Annotated in this window: 21 protein-coding genes and 1 pseudogene; 13 read left to right on the plus strand and 9 right to left on the minus strand. The window is 51.3% G+C overall.

Going from position 1 to position 17,974, the window contains the following annotated elements:
• Positions 1-3 precede the first annotated feature (3 nt).
• Positions 4-984, minus strand: coding sequence for a LysR family transcriptional regulator (locus KOI40_RS04835; RefSeq protein WP_216096328.1), 981 nt, complete (start codon positions 982-984; stop codon positions 4-6).
• Positions 985-1,120: 136 nt separating this feature from the next.
• Between KOI40_RS04835 and KOI40_RS04840 the strand changes: the two genes are divergently transcribed.
• The gene (locus tag KOI40_RS04840) at positions 1,121-2,536 is read left to right on the plus strand and encodes an acetyl-CoA carboxylase biotin carboxylase subunit (RefSeq protein WP_216096329.1); all 1,416 of its coding nucleotides are present in this window, start codon (positions 1,121-1,123) and stop codon (positions 2,534-2,536) included.
• Positions 2,537-2,685: 149 nt separating this feature from the next.
• Complete coding sequence (gene oadA, locus KOI40_RS04845) at positions 2,686-4,482, plus strand: sodium-extruding oxaloacetate decarboxylase subunit alpha (protein WP_216096330.1); 1,797 nt, start codon at positions 2,686-2,688, stop codon at positions 4,480-4,482.
• A 95-nt stretch (positions 4,483-4,577) separates the two neighbouring features.
• Here the strand turns inward: oadA and KOI40_RS04850 are convergent, their stop codons facing one another.
• The gene (locus KOI40_RS04850; RefSeq protein ID WP_233710012.1) at positions 4,578-5,519 is read right to left on the minus strand and encodes an AEC family transporter; all 942 of its coding nucleotides are present in this window, start codon (positions 5,517-5,519) and stop codon (positions 4,578-4,580) included.
• A gap of 125 nt (positions 5,520-5,644) precedes the next feature.
• Here KOI40_RS04850 and KOI40_RS04855 point away from each other — a divergent pair, with 125 nt between their 5' ends.
• Genes KOI40_RS04855 through KOI40_RS04870 form a run of 4 tightly spaced genes read left to right on the plus strand, consistent with a single transcriptional unit; the run spans position 5,645 to position 8,289 of the window.
• Positions 5,645-6,091, plus strand: a complete 447-nt coding sequence (locus KOI40_RS04855) for a DMT family transporter (RefSeq protein ID WP_216096331.1) — start codon at positions 5,645-5,647, stop codon at positions 6,089-6,091.
• Positions 6,092-6,133: 42 nt separating this feature from the next.
• A complete protein-coding gene (locus KOI40_RS04860; protein WP_216096332.1) occupies positions 6,134-7,096 on the plus strand; it encodes a DnaJ C-terminal domain-containing protein in 963 nt (320 codons plus the stop codon).
• Complete coding sequence (locus tag KOI40_RS04865) at positions 7,093-7,410, plus strand: chaperone modulator CbpM (RefSeq protein WP_216096333.1); 318 nt, start codon at positions 7,093-7,095, stop codon at positions 7,408-7,410. Before KOI40_RS04860 ends, KOI40_RS04865 begins: the two co-directional genes overlap by 4 nt.
• A 60-nt stretch (positions 7,411-7,470) precedes the next feature.
• Positions 7,471-8,289, plus strand: a complete 819-nt coding sequence (locus KOI40_RS04870; protein ID WP_216096334.1) for a M90 family metallopeptidase — start codon at positions 7,471-7,473, stop codon at positions 8,287-8,289.
• A 1-nt stretch (position 8,290) separates the two neighbouring features.
• Here KOI40_RS04870 and KOI40_RS04875 read toward each other — a convergent pair whose 3' ends face one another.
• The 7 genes and pseudogenes from KOI40_RS04875 to KOI40_RS04900 all read right to left on the minus strand — a co-directional run bounded on the left by KOI40_RS04875 (position 8,291) and on the right by KOI40_RS04900 (position 13,709).
• Positions 8,291-9,115, minus strand: coding sequence for a M48 family metallopeptidase (locus tag KOI40_RS04875; RefSeq protein ID WP_216096335.1), 825 nt, complete (start codon positions 9,113-9,115; stop codon positions 8,291-8,293).
• Positions 9,116-9,223: 108 nt separating this feature from the next.
• Positions 9,224-9,445 (minus strand): annotated as a pseudogene (locus tag KOI40_RS18970) (DUF7092 domain-containing protein); the annotation flags it as partial.
• Positions 9,446-9,465: 20 nt separating this feature from the next.
• On the minus strand, positions 9,466-10,743 hold the full coding sequence (locus KOI40_RS04880) for a YjgN family protein (protein WP_216096336.1): 1,278 nt from the start codon (positions 10,741-10,743) through the stop codon (positions 9,466-9,468).
• A gap of 77 nt (positions 10,744-10,820) precedes the next feature.
• The gene (locus tag KOI40_RS04885; RefSeq protein WP_216096337.1) at positions 10,821-11,045 is read right to left on the minus strand and encodes a TM2 domain-containing protein; all 225 of its coding nucleotides are present in this window, start codon (positions 11,043-11,045) and stop codon (positions 10,821-10,823) included.
• Positions 11,046-11,335: 290 nt separating this feature from the next.
• A complete protein-coding gene (locus tag KOI40_RS04890) occupies positions 11,336-11,812 on the minus strand; it encodes an acyl-CoA thioesterase (protein ID WP_216096338.1) in 477 nt (158 codons plus the stop codon).
• Between the two features lie 89 nt (positions 11,813-11,901).
• Complete coding sequence (locus KOI40_RS04895; RefSeq protein ID WP_216096339.1) at positions 11,902-12,648, minus strand: hypothetical protein; 747 nt, start codon at positions 12,646-12,648, stop codon at positions 11,902-11,904.
• Positions 12,648-13,709 carry a hypothetical protein gene (locus KOI40_RS04900; RefSeq protein ID WP_216096340.1) on the minus strand — a complete coding sequence of 354 codons (1,062 nt, stop codon included), beginning with the start codon at positions 13,707-13,709 and terminating at the stop codon, positions 12,648-12,650. Before KOI40_RS04900 ends, KOI40_RS04895 begins: the two co-directional genes overlap by 1 nt.
• Before the next feature lie 211 nt (positions 13,710-13,920).
• Here KOI40_RS04900 and KOI40_RS04905 point away from each other — a divergent pair, with 211 nt between their 5' ends.
• The 7 genes from KOI40_RS04905 to KOI40_RS04935 all read left to right on the plus strand — a co-directional run bounded on the left by KOI40_RS04905 (position 13,921) and on the right by KOI40_RS04935 (position 17,972).
• On the plus strand, positions 13,921-14,901 hold the full coding sequence (locus tag KOI40_RS04905; RefSeq protein ID WP_216096341.1) for an LLM class flavin-dependent oxidoreductase: 981 nt from the start codon (positions 13,921-13,923) through the stop codon (positions 14,899-14,901).
• A gap of 188 nt (positions 14,902-15,089) precedes the next feature.
• Positions 15,090-15,506 carry a Rap1a/Tai family immunity protein gene (locus KOI40_RS04910; RefSeq protein WP_216096342.1) on the plus strand — a complete coding sequence of 139 codons (417 nt, stop codon included), beginning with the start codon at positions 15,090-15,092 and terminating at the stop codon, positions 15,504-15,506.
• 1 nt (position 15,507) lies between these two features.
• Positions 15,508-15,999, plus strand: a complete 492-nt coding sequence (locus tag KOI40_RS04915; protein WP_216096343.1) for a Na+/H+ antiporter subunit E — start codon at positions 15,508-15,510, stop codon at positions 15,997-15,999.
• Positions 15,996-16,277 carry an MrpF/PhaF family protein gene (locus tag KOI40_RS04920; protein WP_304504168.1) on the plus strand — a complete coding sequence of 94 codons (282 nt, stop codon included), beginning with the start codon at positions 15,996-15,998 and terminating at the stop codon, positions 16,275-16,277. The genes KOI40_RS04915 and KOI40_RS04920 overlap by 4 nt, the downstream gene beginning before the upstream one ends.
• A 20-nt stretch (positions 16,278-16,297) precedes the next feature.
• On the plus strand, positions 16,298-16,630 hold the full coding sequence (gene mnhG, locus KOI40_RS04925; RefSeq protein WP_216096344.1) for a monovalent cation/H(+) antiporter subunit G: 333 nt from the start codon (positions 16,298-16,300) through the stop codon (positions 16,628-16,630).
• 26 nt (positions 16,631-16,656) lie between these two features.
• Positions 16,657-17,625 (plus strand): Na(+)/H(+) antiporter subunit B, encoded by a 969-nt coding sequence (locus KOI40_RS04930; RefSeq protein ID WP_233710013.1) that lies wholly within the window; start codon positions 16,657-16,659, stop codon positions 17,623-17,625.
• Positions 17,625-17,972: a cation:proton antiporter subunit C gene (locus KOI40_RS04935; RefSeq protein WP_216096345.1), complete on the plus strand. Its 348-nt coding sequence runs from the start codon at positions 17,625-17,627 to the stop codon at positions 17,970-17,972. The genes KOI40_RS04930 and KOI40_RS04935 overlap by 1 nt, the downstream gene beginning before the upstream one ends.
• Positions 17,973-17,974: the final 2 nt, after the last annotated feature.

The following is a 17,974-nucleotide window of genomic DNA, read 5'->3' on the forward strand; positions in this document are numbered from 1 at the left end:
ATGTCAAACTGGAGCCAGAGTATCCGCCGATTCTCTGGCTTCGTAGACGTTCATAAAGTGCTTCTGTATCTGTGTTTTATGGGTGCGAATGTAGTCCAGAAAAGCCTCGGCAGCCGGTGTCAGGTGCTTGCGGCTCGGATGGACTGTGCACCAGGAACGCCGCAACGGAAACCCCTCGATCTGTAGCTCCCGCAAAAAGCCCTGTTGCAACTCCAGCTGTACGCTGAAACGGGGCATTACCGCCACTCCCAAATCCGCCAGCACCCCGTGTTTTACTGCGGCGTTTGAACCCAGTTCCATAATCCAGTTAAGCGAAAACCGCTGTTCGGCGCAGAAGGCTTCCAGCGCGTGGCGTGTACCCGAGCCGTGTTCACGGAGCAGAAGCGGCTGCTGGAAAAAGTCTGCCATGGAGACATTGTCCTGCTCTGCCAAAGGGTGCCCAGCATTGACCACGGGGATCAATTCGTTATCAAGAAAGGGCATAAATGACAGGGAGCGGTCTTCCGGCACCATCCCCATGATCACGAGATCGTCGGTATTTTCTGCTAACCTCGAGATAGCCTGAGCGCGATTAACGACTTTCATGGCCACTTCAATCTTGGGGTATTGCTTGAGAAACCCTGCCAGTAAGTGAGGAACCACATACTGTGCAGTGCTGACTGCTGCAAGGTTCAGACTTCCGGAAACCACCCCTTCAAGCTCTGACAGCTGTCCCTGGAGCTGTTGCAGTTCGCCAAAAATCTGCTGGATGCTGCGCGCCAGTTCGTCACCCGCAGGAGTCGTGTGCAGGGTTTTGCCAACGTAGTTGAACAGAGGTTGGCTGAAAATTTGCTCCAACTGACGTATCTGGGCGCTGATTGCCGGCTGGGTCAGGCCCAGAGCTTCAGCTGCGCGGCTGTATCCTCGCAGTTCAAAGACCGCCATAAAGACCTGTAATTGGCGGAATGACAGGCGGTTGAGTAGCTGGTTAAGGGTGTACGACATAAGCCGGGTCTCTTGCTGAATACGATAGCTTATAAGCTTTCTTTTATAGTAAACCAAAAAAATATCAATTTTAACTACTGGTTGAGCTAGGGTAACTTAAGTGGTTATTACTGAGTCGAACTGAACGGAGCTTCTCATGTTCAAAAAGCTGTTGATTGCTAATCGGGGCGAAATTGCCGTACGCATTATTCGCGCTTGCGCGGAAATGGGGATTCGCTCGGTGGCCATCTATACCGAACCGGATCGCTACGCGCTGCATGTTAAGCGCGCGGATGAGGCGCACTTTATTGGCGATGACCCTCTGGCGGGTTATCTCGATCCGCGACGGATCGTCAACCTGGCAGCAGAAACCGGCTGTGATGCGATTCATCCCGGCTATGGCTTTCTGTCTGAAAACGATGATTTTGCCCGTATCTGTACCGAGCGCGGCCTGGCTTTTGTCGGCCCTGCGGCGGAAGTGATTGCCCGGATGGGTGACAAGACGGCTGCCCGTACGGCCATGACCGAGGCGGGAGTGCCGGTTACCCCCGGTACCGATGGCAACCTGGCCGATCTGGATGAGGCGCTCTCTGTCGCCGAAACCATCGGTTATCCCGTCATGTTGAAAGCCACTTCCGGTGGCGGCGGCCGCGGTATTCGTCGCTGTGACACGCCTGAGGAGTTGAAACAACAGTATCCACGGGTGATTTCGGAAGCGACCAAGGCCTTCGGTTCGGCGGATGTTTTCCTGGAAAAATGCATTCTGAATCCGCGTCACATTGAAGTACAGGTACTGGCAGACAGCCACGGCAATGCGATTCACCTGTTTGAGCGGGATTGTTCTATTCAGCGCCGCAACCAAAAACTGATCGAGATTGCCCCCAGCCCGCAATTGTCTGACGAGCACCGCAACCACATCGGTGAGTTGGCGGTGAAAGCGGCCAAGGCCGTGGGCTATGAAAACGCGGGTACGGTCGAGTTTCTGGTGACCGATGAAGGCACCTATTTTATGGAGATGAACACCCGGGTTCAGGTGGAGCACACCATCACCGAACAGATTACCGGTGTCGACATTGTGCGCGAGCAAATTGCCATTGCCGCCGGTGAAAAGCTCCGCTACGAACAGAAAGACATCCAGTACCGCGGTTTCGCCATGCAGTTCCGTATTAATGCGGAAGATCCGAAAAACGATTTTCTGCCCAGTTTTGGCAAGATCACCCGTTACTATGCGCCGGGCGGCCCGGGGGTTCGTGTGGATACTGCGATCTATACCGGTTACACCATTCCGCCGTATTTTGATTCCATGTGCCTGAAGCTGATTGTCTGGGCTTTGAACTGGGAAGATTGTCTGGACCGTGGTCAGCGGGCACTGGCGGATATGCGCTTGCAGGGTATTAAAACCACCGCGGCCTACTATCAGGAAATTCTCGGTAATGAGGAGTTCCGCAGCGGCCACTTCAATACCAGCTTTGTGCCGAATCACCCGGAGTTGCAGCATTATTCCGAGAAGCGCAGCCCCAGTGAATTGGCTCTGGTTATTGCTACAGCAATTGCGGCGCACGCCGGTCTTTGATGAATCGTCAGCGATTCATTCCGTGAGTTGGTCATTCCGCTATACGACGGTCTGGTCATTCGAGAAATTGGTTAGTTAAACATTGGCTAGTTGAATATTGGTTAGTTAAACAACGCCGGTTTATAGAAAAGAATTTGGAGATCATTGCCATGAGCAAGGTAAATGTAACGGACGTAATTTTGCGCGATGCCCACCAGTCGCTGATTGCTACACGCATGCGCACCGAAGACATGCTTCCCATTTGTGACAAGCTGGATCAGGTGGGTTACTGGTCGCTGGAAGTGTGGGGCGGCGCGACCTTCGACGCCTGTGTCCGTTTCCTGAAAGAAGATCCCTGGGAGCGTTTGCGCAAGCTGCGTGAAGCTTTGCCGAACACGCGTCTGCAGATGTTGTTGCGCGGTCAAAACCTGCTGGGTTACCGTCACTACGCCGACGATGTGGTCAGTGCCTTTGTTGAGAAAGCGGCTGCCAACGGTATTGATGTCTTCCGCGTGTTTGACGCCTTGAATGATCTGCGCAATATCGAAACGGCGATTAAAGCGGTGAAAAAAGCCGGCAAACATGCACAGGGCACGATTTGTTATACCACCAGTCCGGTGCACACTACCGAGCTGTATATCCAGCAGGCCAAGGATCTGCGGGACATGGGTGCCGACTCTATCGCCATCAAGGATATGGCTGGCCTGCTCACGCCTTACGCAACGTACGATCTGGTTAAGGCCTTGAAAGACGCCGTGGATCTTCCTTTGTTCCTGCATTCACACAGCACCGCAGGGCTGGCGCCATTGTGTCAGTTGAAGGCCATCGAAGCCGGTGTTGACCACATTGATACCGCTATCTCTGCTTTTGCGGGCGGCACCAGCCACCCATCCACAGAGTCTCAGGTTGCAGCTCTGCGTGGTACAGAGTGGGATACCGGTCTGGATCTCACTCTGCTGCAGGAAATTGCCGATTACTTCCGTGAAGTGCGGAAGAAATACCATCAGTTTGAAAGTGAATTTACGCACGAAGATGTCTCTGTGCAGATCAATCAGGTTCCGGGCGGCATGATGTCCAACCTGGCCAATCAGCTGAAAGAGCAAAATGCGTTGGATCGTATTCGCGATGTCTTTGCTGAAATCCCCCGCGTGCGTGAAGATCTGGGTTTCCCGCCGCTGGTAACGCCTTCGTCGCAAATTGTCGGTACACAGGCGGTATTGAATGTACTGACCGGCGAGCGTTACAAATCCATCACCAATGAGGTCAAACGCTATCTGGCCGGTGGTTACGGTCAGCCGCCGGCACCGGTGAATACCGAAGTGCAAAAGAAAGCCATTGGTAATGAACCGGTGATCGAAGGTCGTCCGGCCGATGAACTGAAACCGGAGCTGGACAGCCTGCGTGCGGAAGTGGGGTCGTTGGCGCAAAGCGATGAGGATGTTCTGACTTACGCGATGTTCCCGGACATTGCCCGCAAGTTCCTGGAAGAGCGCGCTGCCGGGACCTTGCAGCCAGAAGTGTTACTGCCAGCCGACAATGGTCAGCAGGTCGCTCAGGAAGGTGTTCCGACCGAGTTCAATATCGATGTGCATGGCGAGCAGCACGACGTTGTGGTTACGGGTGTGGGTACTACTACCTCCGGTCAGCGCAGAATTTATCTGACGCTCGACGGTGTGCCGGAAGAGATTGTGTTTGAGCCGCTGAACAGCTTCCAGCCTCAGGCCGGTCAGAGCAAGCGCGCCAAGGCCAATCAGCCGGGTCACATTACGACTGCGATGCCTGGGAATATCGTCGAGGTGTTGGTGACAGAAGGTCAGACCGTCGAAGCGGGCGCCTCGCTGTTGATTACCGAGGCAATGAAAATGGAGACCGAAATCCAGGCGACCATTGGAGGAACCGTGGTGGCCATTCATGTGGCGAAAGGTGATCGCGTCACTCCGGGCGATATTCTGATTGAGATTGAATAAAATTTTGATTGGCTAGACAGGCTCCATTGTGTTCCGCCAGCCACCGTCCTCAGGGCGGTGGCTTTTTTATGGGTACGATTTCTTCATGGCGCAGTTCAGCCAAGCAGAGTATGCACCAGCGGCAGGGTGGCAAGGCTGATCAAAATGCCGAGCCCGACAATACCACTGACCAACCGGGGAGCCAGACCTGCCATGCTGGCGATGGCGCCGGCGGAAATCATCGACGGCATGGCCGCCTGAAATATCGTAACGTCGGTGGCGTCACTGTGCAGTCCCAGTGCTGTGCAAACTATCCAGACAATCAGTGGCATTGCCAGCAGTTTAAGGCTGAGGCCGCTCAGCAGCGGGGAGATTTCGCTGCGGTGGAAACGAAATGTCAGTTGCAGTCCCACGGCGATCATTACCACCGGTACCAGCGTCGCGGCGAGGTTGGTGATCAGTCGATCCGCCAGCGATGGGAAAGTCACATCCATGCTGCCTAAAAACAGTCCCAGAATCAGGGCTATGAATGACGGAAAAGTGAGTATCTTGCGCAGCAGTGCGCCACTACCCGGTGTTTCCATCAATGGGCTGTAGATGGCGGCCACGACCGTCGCATACAACGTGAGTGCCAGAAAAGAACCCAGCTGGTCGTACACCAGTGCGTAGGGAATAAACTCATGGCCAAAGAATGCATCCACCATTGGGAGTCCCAGAAAGGAGGTGTTTCCCAGTGGTACGATCACCAGCAAGGCGCCGGTAACTTCTCTCGACCAGTTAAGCCAGCGACTCAACAACAGGATGGTGCCTGCCATCATGAGCAGCAGCAACCAGGGTGTTAGGGCGGGTATCAACAGCTCGGTTGACAGGGATATGCCCGGCACGGCTTTGAGGATCACCGCCGGGAATGCGACATAGAGTGCGTAAGCGTTGAGCGTATTGGCGGCATTTTCGGGCAAAAAAGACGTGTGTCTCAGAGCGGCGCCAATGGAGAGGTAAATCAGGATAAGATAAAAATTGTCCATCTTGGAAAACACGTATTGCGAAGTATGGGCCATCAGGGGTGGCCATGTTACCGCAACCGGGCTTGACCGTCGCTGTATTCATCGATCTACCCAACCTTTTGAGGTTGACAGTCATGCCTGGAAATTCGCTATAAACAATCACTGACTCGTGAGGATGTATGAATTATCTGTTTCTTCTGGCGGCAGTCATCGCCGGTGCTATGCTTCCGATACAGGGCGCGCTCAATTCTCGGCTGGGCGGTTCTCTCGATCATCCCATGCAGGCCACCATAGTCTCCTATCTCGGCGGTATTATGTTTTGCCTGGTGGCCTTGTTGATTTTTCATCGGGAGTGGCCTGATGCGCGCAAACTGGCAGGGATGGACTGGTATTTCTATTGTGGTGGTTTCCTTGGCGCGATATTCGTCAGTGGAATGTTGCTGCTGATGCCCAGGATTGGCGTCACCAATATGCTGGCGGCGGCCATTGTCGGACAGTTGCTGATGTCGGTTTTGCTGGACCATATTGGCGGATTTGGCAATCCTGTATTCAAGGTCACCTACACCCGTATGGCCGGCATTGCCTTGTTATTGGGAGGGTTGTACTTGATTCAGCGGGGTGATTGATCGCTGCTGTAGTGAGTGTTTTCGCGGGTTCTGGGAGAAAGCATGGAATTTAAAGATTATTACAAAATTTTAGGCGTTGACGAAAATGCGGATAACAAGACCATTAAGTCCGCGTATCGCAAACTGGCTCGTAAATACCACCCGGACATGAACTCGGAAGAAGGAGCGGAGGACAAGTTTAAGGAAGTTGCCGAAGCGTATGAAGTTCTGAAGGATGAGGCCAAAAGGGCAGAATTTGATGAGCTGCGCCGCTATGGTCATTTCGCCGGTAATGGGTTTGAGCCTCCGCCCGGATGGCAGCAGGCGCACGGTTCGCGGCGGCAGGGAGAGGCTCAGTTTGGCAGCGATTTTTCCGAATTCTTCAATTCCATGTTTGGTGGCGGCAGTCATGAATTCGATTTTCGCGGTCAGACGCGGCAGCAACAGAGCCGGGGTCGGGATGTGGAAATAGAAATGCCTGTGTTTCTCGAAGAGACTCTCAACGATAAGCAGAAAACCGTGGAGTATCAGTTGTCTGAATTTGACGGTCGCCAGGTCAAACCCGTCAAAAAACATCTTCGAGTAACCATCCCGCAAGGTGTCACCGAAGGAGAGCGCATCCGCGTCAAGGGGCAGGGAGAGCCAGCAATGGGCGGCGGCATTCCTGGCGATTTGTATTTACACATTCGTCTGGTTCCGCACCCTCTGTTTGATGTGCAGGGGCGTAATCTGGTGGTGACTTTGCCGGTCGCTCCCTGGGAGGCGGCTTTGGGTGCCAAGGTCACAGTGCCAACATTAGAGGGCGATATTAAATTAACGATTAAACCCAATAGCCAGGCGGGTAATAAGCTGCGTATTAAGGGAAAAGGCCTGAAACGCAAGGGGTCTGGCGAAGCTGGGGATCTGTTGGCGGTAATAAAAGTGGTTATGCCCCCGGGGGGCAATAAAGAGACTCAGGCGTTGTGGGAAAAACTGTCTGAATCCGCTGCGTTTGATCCCAGATCTGAGTGGAGTAATGCATCATGACACAGAGAGCCCTTACCGTTACCGTAACTGAGTTGTCTGTCAGTGACCTATGCCAATTAGAGCATATCGAAGAGCATGTGGTGGCAGAGGTTGTTGAGCACGGTATTGCCGAGCCGTTGGCCGGTGAAGCGATTGACGAATGGGTGTTTGATGGCACATCGGCCCACTGGATAAAAAAAGCCGTTCGCCTGCATCAGGATCTCGAAATTGACTGGATCGCCGTATCGTTGGTGATAGACTTGATGCAGCAAAAAGAACTGCTTGAGCAGGAGAATGAACGCTTCCGAATCCAGCTTGGCAGGTTTATGGACTGATCGCCGTATCTGTATTCTGGTTGTCAGTATGAAGTCTCGGCAAAGACCAGAAAATACCCTATGATGATTTATCTTGTGTTGCTGTTTCCCGTGGTTGGGTATGGATTGTATCGCCTGTTGCGTTACTTTCTGGATAAGCGAACACAACAGCGGCGCGAAAACCTGATAGCCGAGTCTTTTCCAGAGGCCTGGCGTCAATGGCTAATTGCCGATTTCCCTCTCTATCAAAAACTGCCTGTCGATTTACAGCTTAAGCTGGAAGGTCATATCAAAGTATTTGTTGATGAGAAGGTCTTCGTCGGCTGTGCCGGTTTTGAAATCACCGATGAAGTCAAGGTACTGATTGCCGCGCAGGCTTGTATTTTGATTTTGAATACCGGCGACGACTACTTTCCCGGATTTGAAACCATCCTGGTCTATCCCGAAACTTATGTGGCCAGCGAGACTCATCAGGAAGGTGTGTTACATACCAATACCGTCAGTGCCCGGGCAGGTGAGTCGTGGCATCGTGGGCCGGTCATCGTTGCCTGGGATCAGGTAGTGAGAGGTGCACAGGATGAGCGAGATGGCCACAATGTAGTGATGCATGAGTTTGCCCACAAGCTGGATGAGCAAAATCATCGTATGGATGGTTTGCCAGTACTTGCTGATCGCTCTCAATACAAGAGTTGGGCCGAAGTTCTCTCAAAGGAATATGAGCGATTGTGTCATCATCACGATGATGTAATTGATGCCTATGGTGCGACCTCCGCCGCTGAGTTTTTTGCGGTAGTGACGGAGACATTTTTCGAAAAGCCGGCTCAGCTCAAAAAGAAACACCCGGAACTTTATCAGCAGTTTCGTTTGTACTATCAGCTGGATCCGGTTTTGTGGCAGTAAGCTAATTGGTATGCGGCTGAGCTTCCTTGGCAGCAGCCTGACGGAATTTGGCCATTCTCTCTTCGGTATTCGGATGTGAACTGAGAAGATTCAAAAAACGACTGGTTTTGGTGTCGCCGTGACTGTCCGGTGCTCCGTGTGAACTGGTTTCTGTACTGGCGGTTTCTTCTTTTGTAGCAGACTCTTCGTGTTCATCCTGCGGGTTGGGCTCTGCTATAGGGTTGTAGGCTTGCATCCGTGTCATGATGTTAACGAAGTGCATGGGATCGAGCCCGTGTTCCAGCATTTTATTCAACGAGTAGTCGTCCGCCTCTGCTTCCATGTCCCGGGAATATTTTCGCTGCATAAAAAATGCCGGTACTGCGGCGGTCCAGTCGAAGAGCGAATCTATATTGCCGGTCAGCCACACAGAAACTCCCAGAATGCCGGCACTCTGAATGATTTGACGCAGTGAGTGTCGGTAGTGAACGTGACCGATTTCATGATAGAGAATGGACAGAATCTCCAGATCATCTTTGGCGAGATCAATAAGTTCATCCGTAATGATAATGCTGCCATTAGGAAGGGCGAAAGCATTGGGGCCTATTGCGTCACCTTTGCGAAAGTGAAGCTGGTAGTCATGGCGGGTTAAGTCAGTGTCTGGCAAGCTGGATAAAAACAGTTGGTTGATTTCTGTACGTCTCTCGGTGGGCAGCTCTGTACGGGAAAAATAAAATTCATCCAGTTGATCAAGGGAGGTGTCCGCCAGTTGAGCAGAGACTTCAGGCGAGAGTGAGTAAGCAATGTGTTTGCTGATTGACGGAATGCCATACTGTACCAATGCCACAACTGCGATACAGACAATGACGGCTGACAGGACGATATAGCGCAGTTTCGATTCCAGTCTGTGCAGAACACTGGACTTCTTGGTTGGTGAAAACTTCCGAATCAGTGCATCAATCGCGTCATTGTTTCGGGACTCAAAAAAACAGTTGTCCGGGAAATAGATGGTTCTTGATGCGTTGCCGATACGCGAGCTGAATGTCAGTTGATCAAACTGATATTCCGGGCAGCTGACTCCGTCAATGGTGACAACCCCGGAGTCATCAACAGAAATGACTCCGCTCTGGCGGCTGGAGCTGCTGCCGTCGTAGTAGGTTCCTTGAATGGTATTAATGGTAGGTTCCTTGGGTAATCTTAGAAAGCGACATCAATATCAAATACGTCAGCGATCTCTTCGCCAATTGCTGAACTCTCTTGTTGTTGGCTGGCCAGAAACTCATCAAAAGACGATTCCGTCTCAACGGCAGTATGCCCCAGAATCAGGCGTATGGTTCTGATGTCTGCCCAGGCCTTCAGCATGCCTAGCGACAAAATAACACAGACGGTATTGGTACTGAGAACAAAAAAAGCCCTCCCAAACGGGACGTCAGCCTTAAGCCTAAACTGGTCGTCTTTAAACGTAGTTCGACCAAAAATCAGATTGTAGCGCTTGCTTTTCATGAAGGCAGACGCAAATGGGAAAAAGATGACGGATGCGATTATCGCAATGCTGTTACTGATATCTGATCGTATTGCTCCGATCCACAACAGGCACAGCAGGGCAGTGGCGATCAGCAGGATGCCGTAGATCCGATAAAATTCTTTCAATTGCGCTTTGTAGCGACCAGCGGCGGAACCGAAGTGAGTATTTCTTACGAGAAAGCGCATGTTGATAAAGTCAAAGTAGGGAATCAACACGAAAAACATCAGGAATAATATGCCTGATGGCCAAAAGAAATGGGGGTTGATATAGGTGGATTCTTCATCACCGTTAAACGTATCCAGGTCATCGTTCGGAAGAGAAGGATCGTTACTGTAGTCATAAAACTGTTCTTCCTCCGCCGATGTACTCTCTGCTTCCTGTAACTTCTCAGCTTGGACTTCTTCGTAAAATTGCTCGTGAGCCGTCATTCCCAGGCTGTCTTCCACAACCTCACTGTTAAAGGGAATTGCCAGGCAAGCCAGTGACAACAGTATCAGGGACATTGGCGCCAGATAAACCCGATAGGCACCCTTGAAATCGTTGTTGAAACGAAAGTTGATGCCGCGCCAGCGGGAGTGCCGCAGTCGGAATGACATCATAAATACCGTGATGATCGGTGAGAAGATCAGAAAGGCTGCCATCATTACAAAGTAAGCAATCAGGGCTTCCGTGGTGGGAAAACTTTCCACCAATACATAGGTGACAAACAACGCCATGGCGATCAGGCGGCTGATCAGCATGCGTTTGGGGTCGGCAGTGAACTGGAAATCTCCGCCGGCAAGCTCGGTATTGCCGTACAGATACTGGAGTTCCCGAACCTTGGCCCAGGGCGAATAGATGCCTAGGGTTACCATGTTCAGAAGTCCGTTAACAAAGCGAATGCCAAAGAATTCACCGGCAGAACCGCTGAATTTAAAGTTTTCCGTGATAGTGGTGTGGTTATCGTCCATGAATCACCCGAGTAATAGCAGTAAGTAGGAAAGGGTGGTCTGCCCTCGCGAGGGCAGCACTGATCAGTAAGTTCAGCTTACCAAGTGGTTAAGGTGTTGCCTTCTTTGTCCTTGAAAGAGCCAACGACAATAATAATCAGGTCAATAAAGGCCCATATCCCCAGGCCGCCCAGTGTCAGAATCTGGAGTACACCCGTTCCGATTTTGCCCACATAGAAGCGGTGCACGCCCAGGATCCCCAGAAAAAAGCACAACAAAAATGCTGGCAAGATTTTTTTATCCGAAACGTTGGCTTCAGACATAACAAACTCCTTCCTTAAGTTTTATGTTGGTTATATGCAGCAATTCCCTTAGATCTTAATTGCTTAACAAAGATTAACAGAAAGAAATGAAAAGAGGTAGCCCCGATGGTTGGCCTCTTTTCGGTGGGAGAAGGCCGGATTACCACAGGAAGTACAGCGGAGGTTCCAACTGTTATGTCTGTGTCTGCTTTCACTTAAGCGGTATAAGCCTTCGGTGAAAATAAGAGGCTGTTTGAGGGGGGGGGGGAATGTAATTCGCTTGCAGTAAGTCTGTAACAGCGCAAGTGCTGTTACGAAAGGTGTGCACTCATCTCATTACCGATTTTCTCGCGCATCTGCATCAGGCGAATGGCAGAGTCGCGCATTATAATGTCTTTCTCATCGGTGGGTTTCCATTCCGGTACGGGTACGGGATTACCTTCATCGTCAACGGCGACCATAATGGCTACGCAATGCGTAGTCAGATGTTTTTGGTCACTGGTCGGATCGCCGGCCCGAACCTGAATGCCAAGATGCATGGATGTCCGGCCGGTGTAGATCACTTTGGCTTCCACTTCCACCATATTACCGACCAGGATGGGACGCACAAATCGCATGCCGCCGACATAAGCGGTGATGCAGTATTTACCGCTCCAGGCCGCCGCACAGCCGTAAGCCGCCAGATCGATCCATTTCATGGCAGCACCGCCATGCACTTTGCCGCCAAAGTTGACGTCGTTGGGTTCTGCTAAAAAGCGCAGTGTGAGTTGTCGCTCTGTGCCTGGCATGGAATATTCCTGATGCATAAGGTGTCAGGGCAATATAAACCGATTGCTGCGGAAGGCCAAGAGCGAATAACAGACGAGACTGGGATGTTCTACCAGTCTACGTCATCGTCATCGAGCGTCTCCACAGCCACTTCATGTCGAATGGGGGAGTGCAAGCCCAGCGGAGGAGGGTTGGTCGGGTCGTATTCGCCCGGCTGCCGAATTTGAATATGACTCAAAAAGTCCAGAATGGAGGCAAAGACCTGTCGTTTATGTTCCGGGTCGGGGAGTTTCTGGTTGCCCCAGAAGGTAGTGAGGTTTATGTAGATGGCCAGCGTTAGATCTTCATTCAAGCGTGTGTAAAGATCGTGATGAAGTGTCCCGCCCAAATAGCCTGTGACTGCTTCATGCCATGTCCGGTTTTTAATCGAGTGTACTTCAATATCACTCGCTGATTTTGGATAGCAGGCAATCGCTGTGTCTTCATCCTCAAAGCACAGTTTGCCCAGATTTAAAATCGCGAGCTGCAAGTCGTTTTCTGTATAAATTTTCCCCTGAGTCGAAAAACCAAATTCAAGAGAGTGAAATAATTTGAAAGTTGTCAGGACTGAGCCTTGGATCTCAATGCTTTCAGGGGTTTGGATTTCACAAGGCCAGGAAACATCGAATAAATTAATTGGGCCATGTATATCATCCTGGCTGACGGCAACAGCTTTATTGAAGCTTGGGGCATCAATGATAAAGTTGTTGATAGGGTCATCCGGGGCTGGCCCTTTTAAATTAACTCGTACACCGCCTAGGTCAAAACCGTAATCATGCTGTAAGGCAAAATTCATCCACTGCAATAGCATAGTCATCAGGCCGATACCTTAAACACATCAAAGAAGGTGGTGTTCGGTGCTTGCAGCAGTTCTTCCCGACGTTGCTGCACGCGCAGTGCCGCCTGGCTCGATGCTGTACTGCCTTGTATGGCGATAATATTGGCTGCGTCCATTTCCTGATGCATATGGGATGCGGTTTGAGGGATGATGGTAATCCACTGATCGGCCAGTTGCCCCTGACAGCGCTCGATCAGCTGCCGCAGTTGTGCCAGACTGACATGAGGAGAGCGTACGCTGAATGTGTGGTTAGGCAGTGTTTTGCCCTGACGGGCTACAATTTCAAGGGCTTGCAGTAAAGTTTTGGCGCCCTGGCCAAAGGCTTCTGTACGGTATTTTCCATGGTTGCCGCTCTGCCAGGCATCCTCAGAACGGATTAAAATGTCCGCCAGCTCATCGGCACTGGCACTATGGTGAATACGGCTTTCAGGTGATTCCCAAACCGCTGCTTGATCCAAAATAAACTCTGGGCAGTAATAAAGGTTATAGGGACTTTTATCGTTACCCAAAGATGATTGGATGTGTTTGATGGTTTTACCAAGAGAGTAGGTATGCTGTTGCTGCAGGGCGCCGATCATAAACCGGTTTTCATCCAGTACAGTGTCTGATTTGGATGTTGATTCCCATCCGCCACTCGCTTGTGAGTGTTTAACTTTATGTAATCCCGGCCGGTCGCCATCCCCTCTTCGATTAATAGGACTGATCTGTTCGATATAAACACCGGCCCCGCGGTGGTTCTGCTCACTGCCACTCTGAAATATCCGATAATAGACTCGCACACCGTGACCGTTAGGTTGACTGAAATCCTTGTAGTAGCGATCGGCTTCGCCGACGCAGGAGGCGGAGGTTAAATCGCCGGCGGTAGAACGTAGCTCGTCCCCGATCTTTTGTGCAATCAATTTACCCGATGCCTGGGAGGGATCGACATACTCCCGAAACGGCAGAAGTAATGCCGGATCAATATACACTGCACGGCCTGATGCACCGCGGGTATTGGGCGCAAAATAAATATACGAATGGTATGAGGGTGTATTGGTCATGGTAACAATCCTTGTATCGACAGCTTCCTGGTGCACACCTGCTGCTAGTGGCGTCACTGAATGAGGAGGGATATTACTGGCTTTAATGGCGTCTGACTATGCATCCTCGGGTTTCAAATCACAATTCGCAGTGATTTAAAATCAGATACCTACTTGCGTAGGATAGGATGCATTCTTTACTCTCATGCTTTTGAATGATTCAAGAAGAACTATGACGAAATTATCGATACTAGAACTGGGACGAGTGAAAGAGGGTTCAGATCGCCGTACGGCGCTGAACGAAGCCCGGGATCTGGCTGTACACGCCGAAAAGTTAGGCTATGAACGCTTCTGGGTGGCGGAACACCACAATATGGCGGCAGTGACCACTGCGGCGACGTCTCTGGTGATTCAGCATATTGCCGCAGCAACCAGTACGATTCGGGTTGGTGCGGGAGGGGTAATGCTCCCGAATCACGCGCCCTATGTTATTGCCGAACAGTTCGGCACTTTGGAAACGCTGTTTCCGGGGCGAATCGAATTAGGTTTGGGGCGGGCTCCGGGAACCGATCCGATGACCTTGCGTGCCCTGCGTCGCAACCCCGCCAGTGCCGACCATTTCCCTCAGGATGTGCTGGAGTTGCAGCATTATCTTGGGCCGTTGGAGCCGGGCCAGAAAATCGAAGCGGTGCCCGGGTCCAACACCAACGTACCCTTGTGGATTCTCGGTTCGAGCCTGTTCGGCGCACAGTTGGCTGCCGAGCTGGGTTTGCCCTACGGTTTTGCCTCCCACTTCGCGCCACAAGCATTGGATGAGGCTCTGCGTGTTTATCGTGAGCTGTTTAAGCCCTCAGCACAGTTATCAGAGCCCTATGTGTTGATCGGTGCAAATATCATTGCCGCAGATACTGACGAAGAGGCTCGCTGGCTGGCGACATCGCAACAAATGTCATTTGCCAATCTGGTCCGGGGGCAGCGCAATTTGATGTTGCCGCCCATCGACAACATCGATGATTACTGGAGCCCGATGGAAAGAGCCCAGGCGTCACAAATGCTCGAGTGCAGTGTGGTGGGCAGCCCTTCAACGGTGAAAGCTGGCATAGAACAATTGCTCGAACGGACTCAGGCGGATGAAATCATGGTGGTGTCGGACATGTTTTATGCCGATAAGCGACGCCATTCACTGGAACTGATTCACAGTGCGATGCCTTGATCGTGCTGGTACTGTGGCGGTTTGAAAACATACAGCTCTTTGAATAGTACACCCCGAAATAGTGCTTCCTGCGGTTAATTGTTGCTCACATTGGCTCGTTTCTGTTTAGCTTGGTCGGCGTATAGCAACTTTATAGACTAAGCTTAATTTCGACGATACGGAGATAACGATAAGAAAGGGGGCGATGTATGGTTTACAGACTGCCACTGATGTCAGCTCTGGGGCTGATGCTGGCTGCGAATGTTTCCAATGCGCTGGGGACGCTGGTTGCCAGTGACCTCACCCATGCCTGCCAGAGACTGCTGGAGGGCGGCGATGGCGTTCAGTGTGTTGCTTATATTCAGGGATACGTTGCTGGTGCCGAGCAGGCCGTTATTGGTGAACAACCCGAGCAACAGACATCGTCTGATTTTTTCCAGCGTGCCTTGCGCACCCGTTTGGGAAATGCAACGCAAGTTAATGCCAAAGGACATATTTACTGTATTCCTGCCGATGAACCTTTCAGTGCAATGGCTGAAAAGATTGTGGCCACCGGTGAGGAAGCGGGAACAGCAGCAGCGGTAATGGAATCTGTGCTCAGGCAGCACTATCCATGTGAGGGCTGATATGCAGGCCTCTACGATTCGCTCCGCGCGGCACTCATTGAGTGTCGTCGTTACCCTGTCTGCGCTCTGGTTATTAAACTCGGGTTTTTACACTCCGTTGATTCTGGGGCTGGGTTTCGTATCCGTATTACTGGTCACATGGCTGGTGCATCGCATGGATGTGGTTGATCACGAATCACAACCTACGCATTTTACCCTTGGTATATTTCCCTACTATGCCTGGCTGTTGTGGCAAATTGTGTTATCCAACCTGACGTTAATTAAATGTATCTGGGCTGGTAATAAAAGCATTAATCCCTGTGTGGCGTATCTGCCTTCTTCTCAAAAAACGGATATTGGCCGGGTAATCTACGCCAATTCCATCACACTGACACCCGGTACGGTCACGATTGATGTGCAAGGCGAACATCTGCTGATTCATGCGTTGCTGAGTGAAAGTGTCGATCAATTACGATCCGGTGAAATGGATCGACGGGTAACCCGGGTGGAATGATGGTTCTGACTGCTGCATCAATTGCCATTCTTGTGGTCATGGCTATGGCGCTGATACGGGCCCTGTGGGGGCCAACCGTGTATGACCGAATTCTGGCGGTCAACGTTTTTGGTACAAAAACCGTTTTGTTGCTTGCGGTTATTGGTTTTTTGTATGGCCGTCCCGAGTTTCTCGATATCGCCATTGTCTATGCACTGATCAACTTTATCAGTGTGATGGGGGTTTTACGCTTTTTTCATTCCGATAAAAAAACAATGGTGAAGGATTCATCCGAATAAATTAGGCGCATGGAGAGGAAATGGAATCTCTGTTGATTTGGACGAGTGATGTTTTGTTGGTTCTGGGGGGCTTTCTGCTGCTGACCGGCGGAATTGGCATATTGCGCTTTCCGGATTTGTACACGCGCATGCACGCTGCAGGTGTTACCGATACGCTGGCTGTGCTGTGTACGTTAGCCGGCTTGATGTTGTTGGCGGGTTGGTCCCTGGTGCTGGCGAAATTATTGTTTGTAATGATCTTTTTGATGTTTACCGGCCCGGTGTCCAGTCATGCGTTGGCGAAGGCCGCTTATAACAGTGGCCTATTGCCCAAGGATTGTGATGCGGTTGGGGGTGAGCCATCGACTGGATAATTGATATTACCCTGCTGGCCATGTTGATGGTGACGGCAGTGGCTATCGCCTGGACGCGACATTTATTTTCCGCGGTCATGCTGGCTAGTATTTACGGTTTGGTTTCGGCCAGTTTCTTTGTGGCCATGGATGCAGTTGATGTGGCGTTTACTGAGGCGGCCGTGGGAGCCGGGATCTCACCGCTGTTGATGTTGGTGACATTGAGAATGGTCGGCGCTAAGGAAGCAACATCCCATAATCATCCCTATGCGGCGTTAATCATCGTTGCCGTGGTCGGCGTGTTACTGCTGTTGGGCGAGCAGGATCTGCCGGCTTTTGGCTCTGCAGATGCTCCCGCTCACGGTCATGTTGCGCCTCATTATTTACAGGAGTCGGCGGCTGAAATTGGTATCCCCAACGTAGTCACTTCGGTTCTGGCCAGTTACCGGGCATTTGATACGTTGGGCGAAGTGGCGGTGATTTTTACCGCGGGCATCGGCGTCATGGCACTGTTGTTCAGTGATACGCCGGTACACCTGCGGAACCTGCCCAATACTTCTCGCTCAACCATGGAAGATCAGGTTATCCCCCGGGTAGTCGGAAAAATTTTGATTCCTCCCATCATGTTGTTTGCGCTTTATGTGCAGTTTCATGGGGAGTACGGTCCCGGAGGTGGCTTCCAGGCCGGGGTGATCTTCGCCTCTGCGGTCATCGTCTATGTCATGTTGTTTGGACTGGATGCAGCCATGCAGGTAGTCAGCGTATCGTGGTTGCGTTTTCTGGCTGCCTGTGGACTTTTACTGTATGGCGCAGTCGGGGTGGTTTGTCTATTGGCAGGTAAGAATTTTCTGGATTACAACGCGCTTTTGCCCGACCACATCGCCGCTCAGCATTTGGGCATTCTGGTTATTGAGTTGGGAGTGGGCGTCACCGTGGCCTGTGTGGTTATGCTGCTCTTTTTTGCCTTTGTGGGCCGCATTCCCCACTTGCCAGATCATGAAGCGAGGGATGGATAATGATTCTGGACCTGTTCAATTACTGGATTGTCGTGATACTGATGATGGTCGGGTTATTCATCATTGTGGCGAGGGGCAATCTGGTTAAAAAAATCATTGGCCTCAATATATTCCAGACATCGGTCTTTGTGTTTTATATCAGTGTCGGCAAGGTTCAGGGAGGCAGTGCCCCGATTTTGTCTGACTCGATTGAGGTGTATTCCAATCCATTGCCACATGTACTGATTTTGACCGCCATTGTAGTGGGGGTCGCCACAACCGCTTTGGGGCTGGCGCTGGTGATCCGTATCAAAGAGGCTTACGGATCGGTTGAAGAAGATGAACTTCAGGTTATCGACAATCAATAACC

Origin of the sequence: Pseudomaricurvus albidus, assembly GCF_018863235.1 — a bacterium.
GTDB classification, from domain to species: domain Bacteria; phylum Pseudomonadota; class Gammaproteobacteria; order Pseudomonadales; family Cellvibrionaceae; genus Pseudomaricurvus; species Pseudomaricurvus albidus.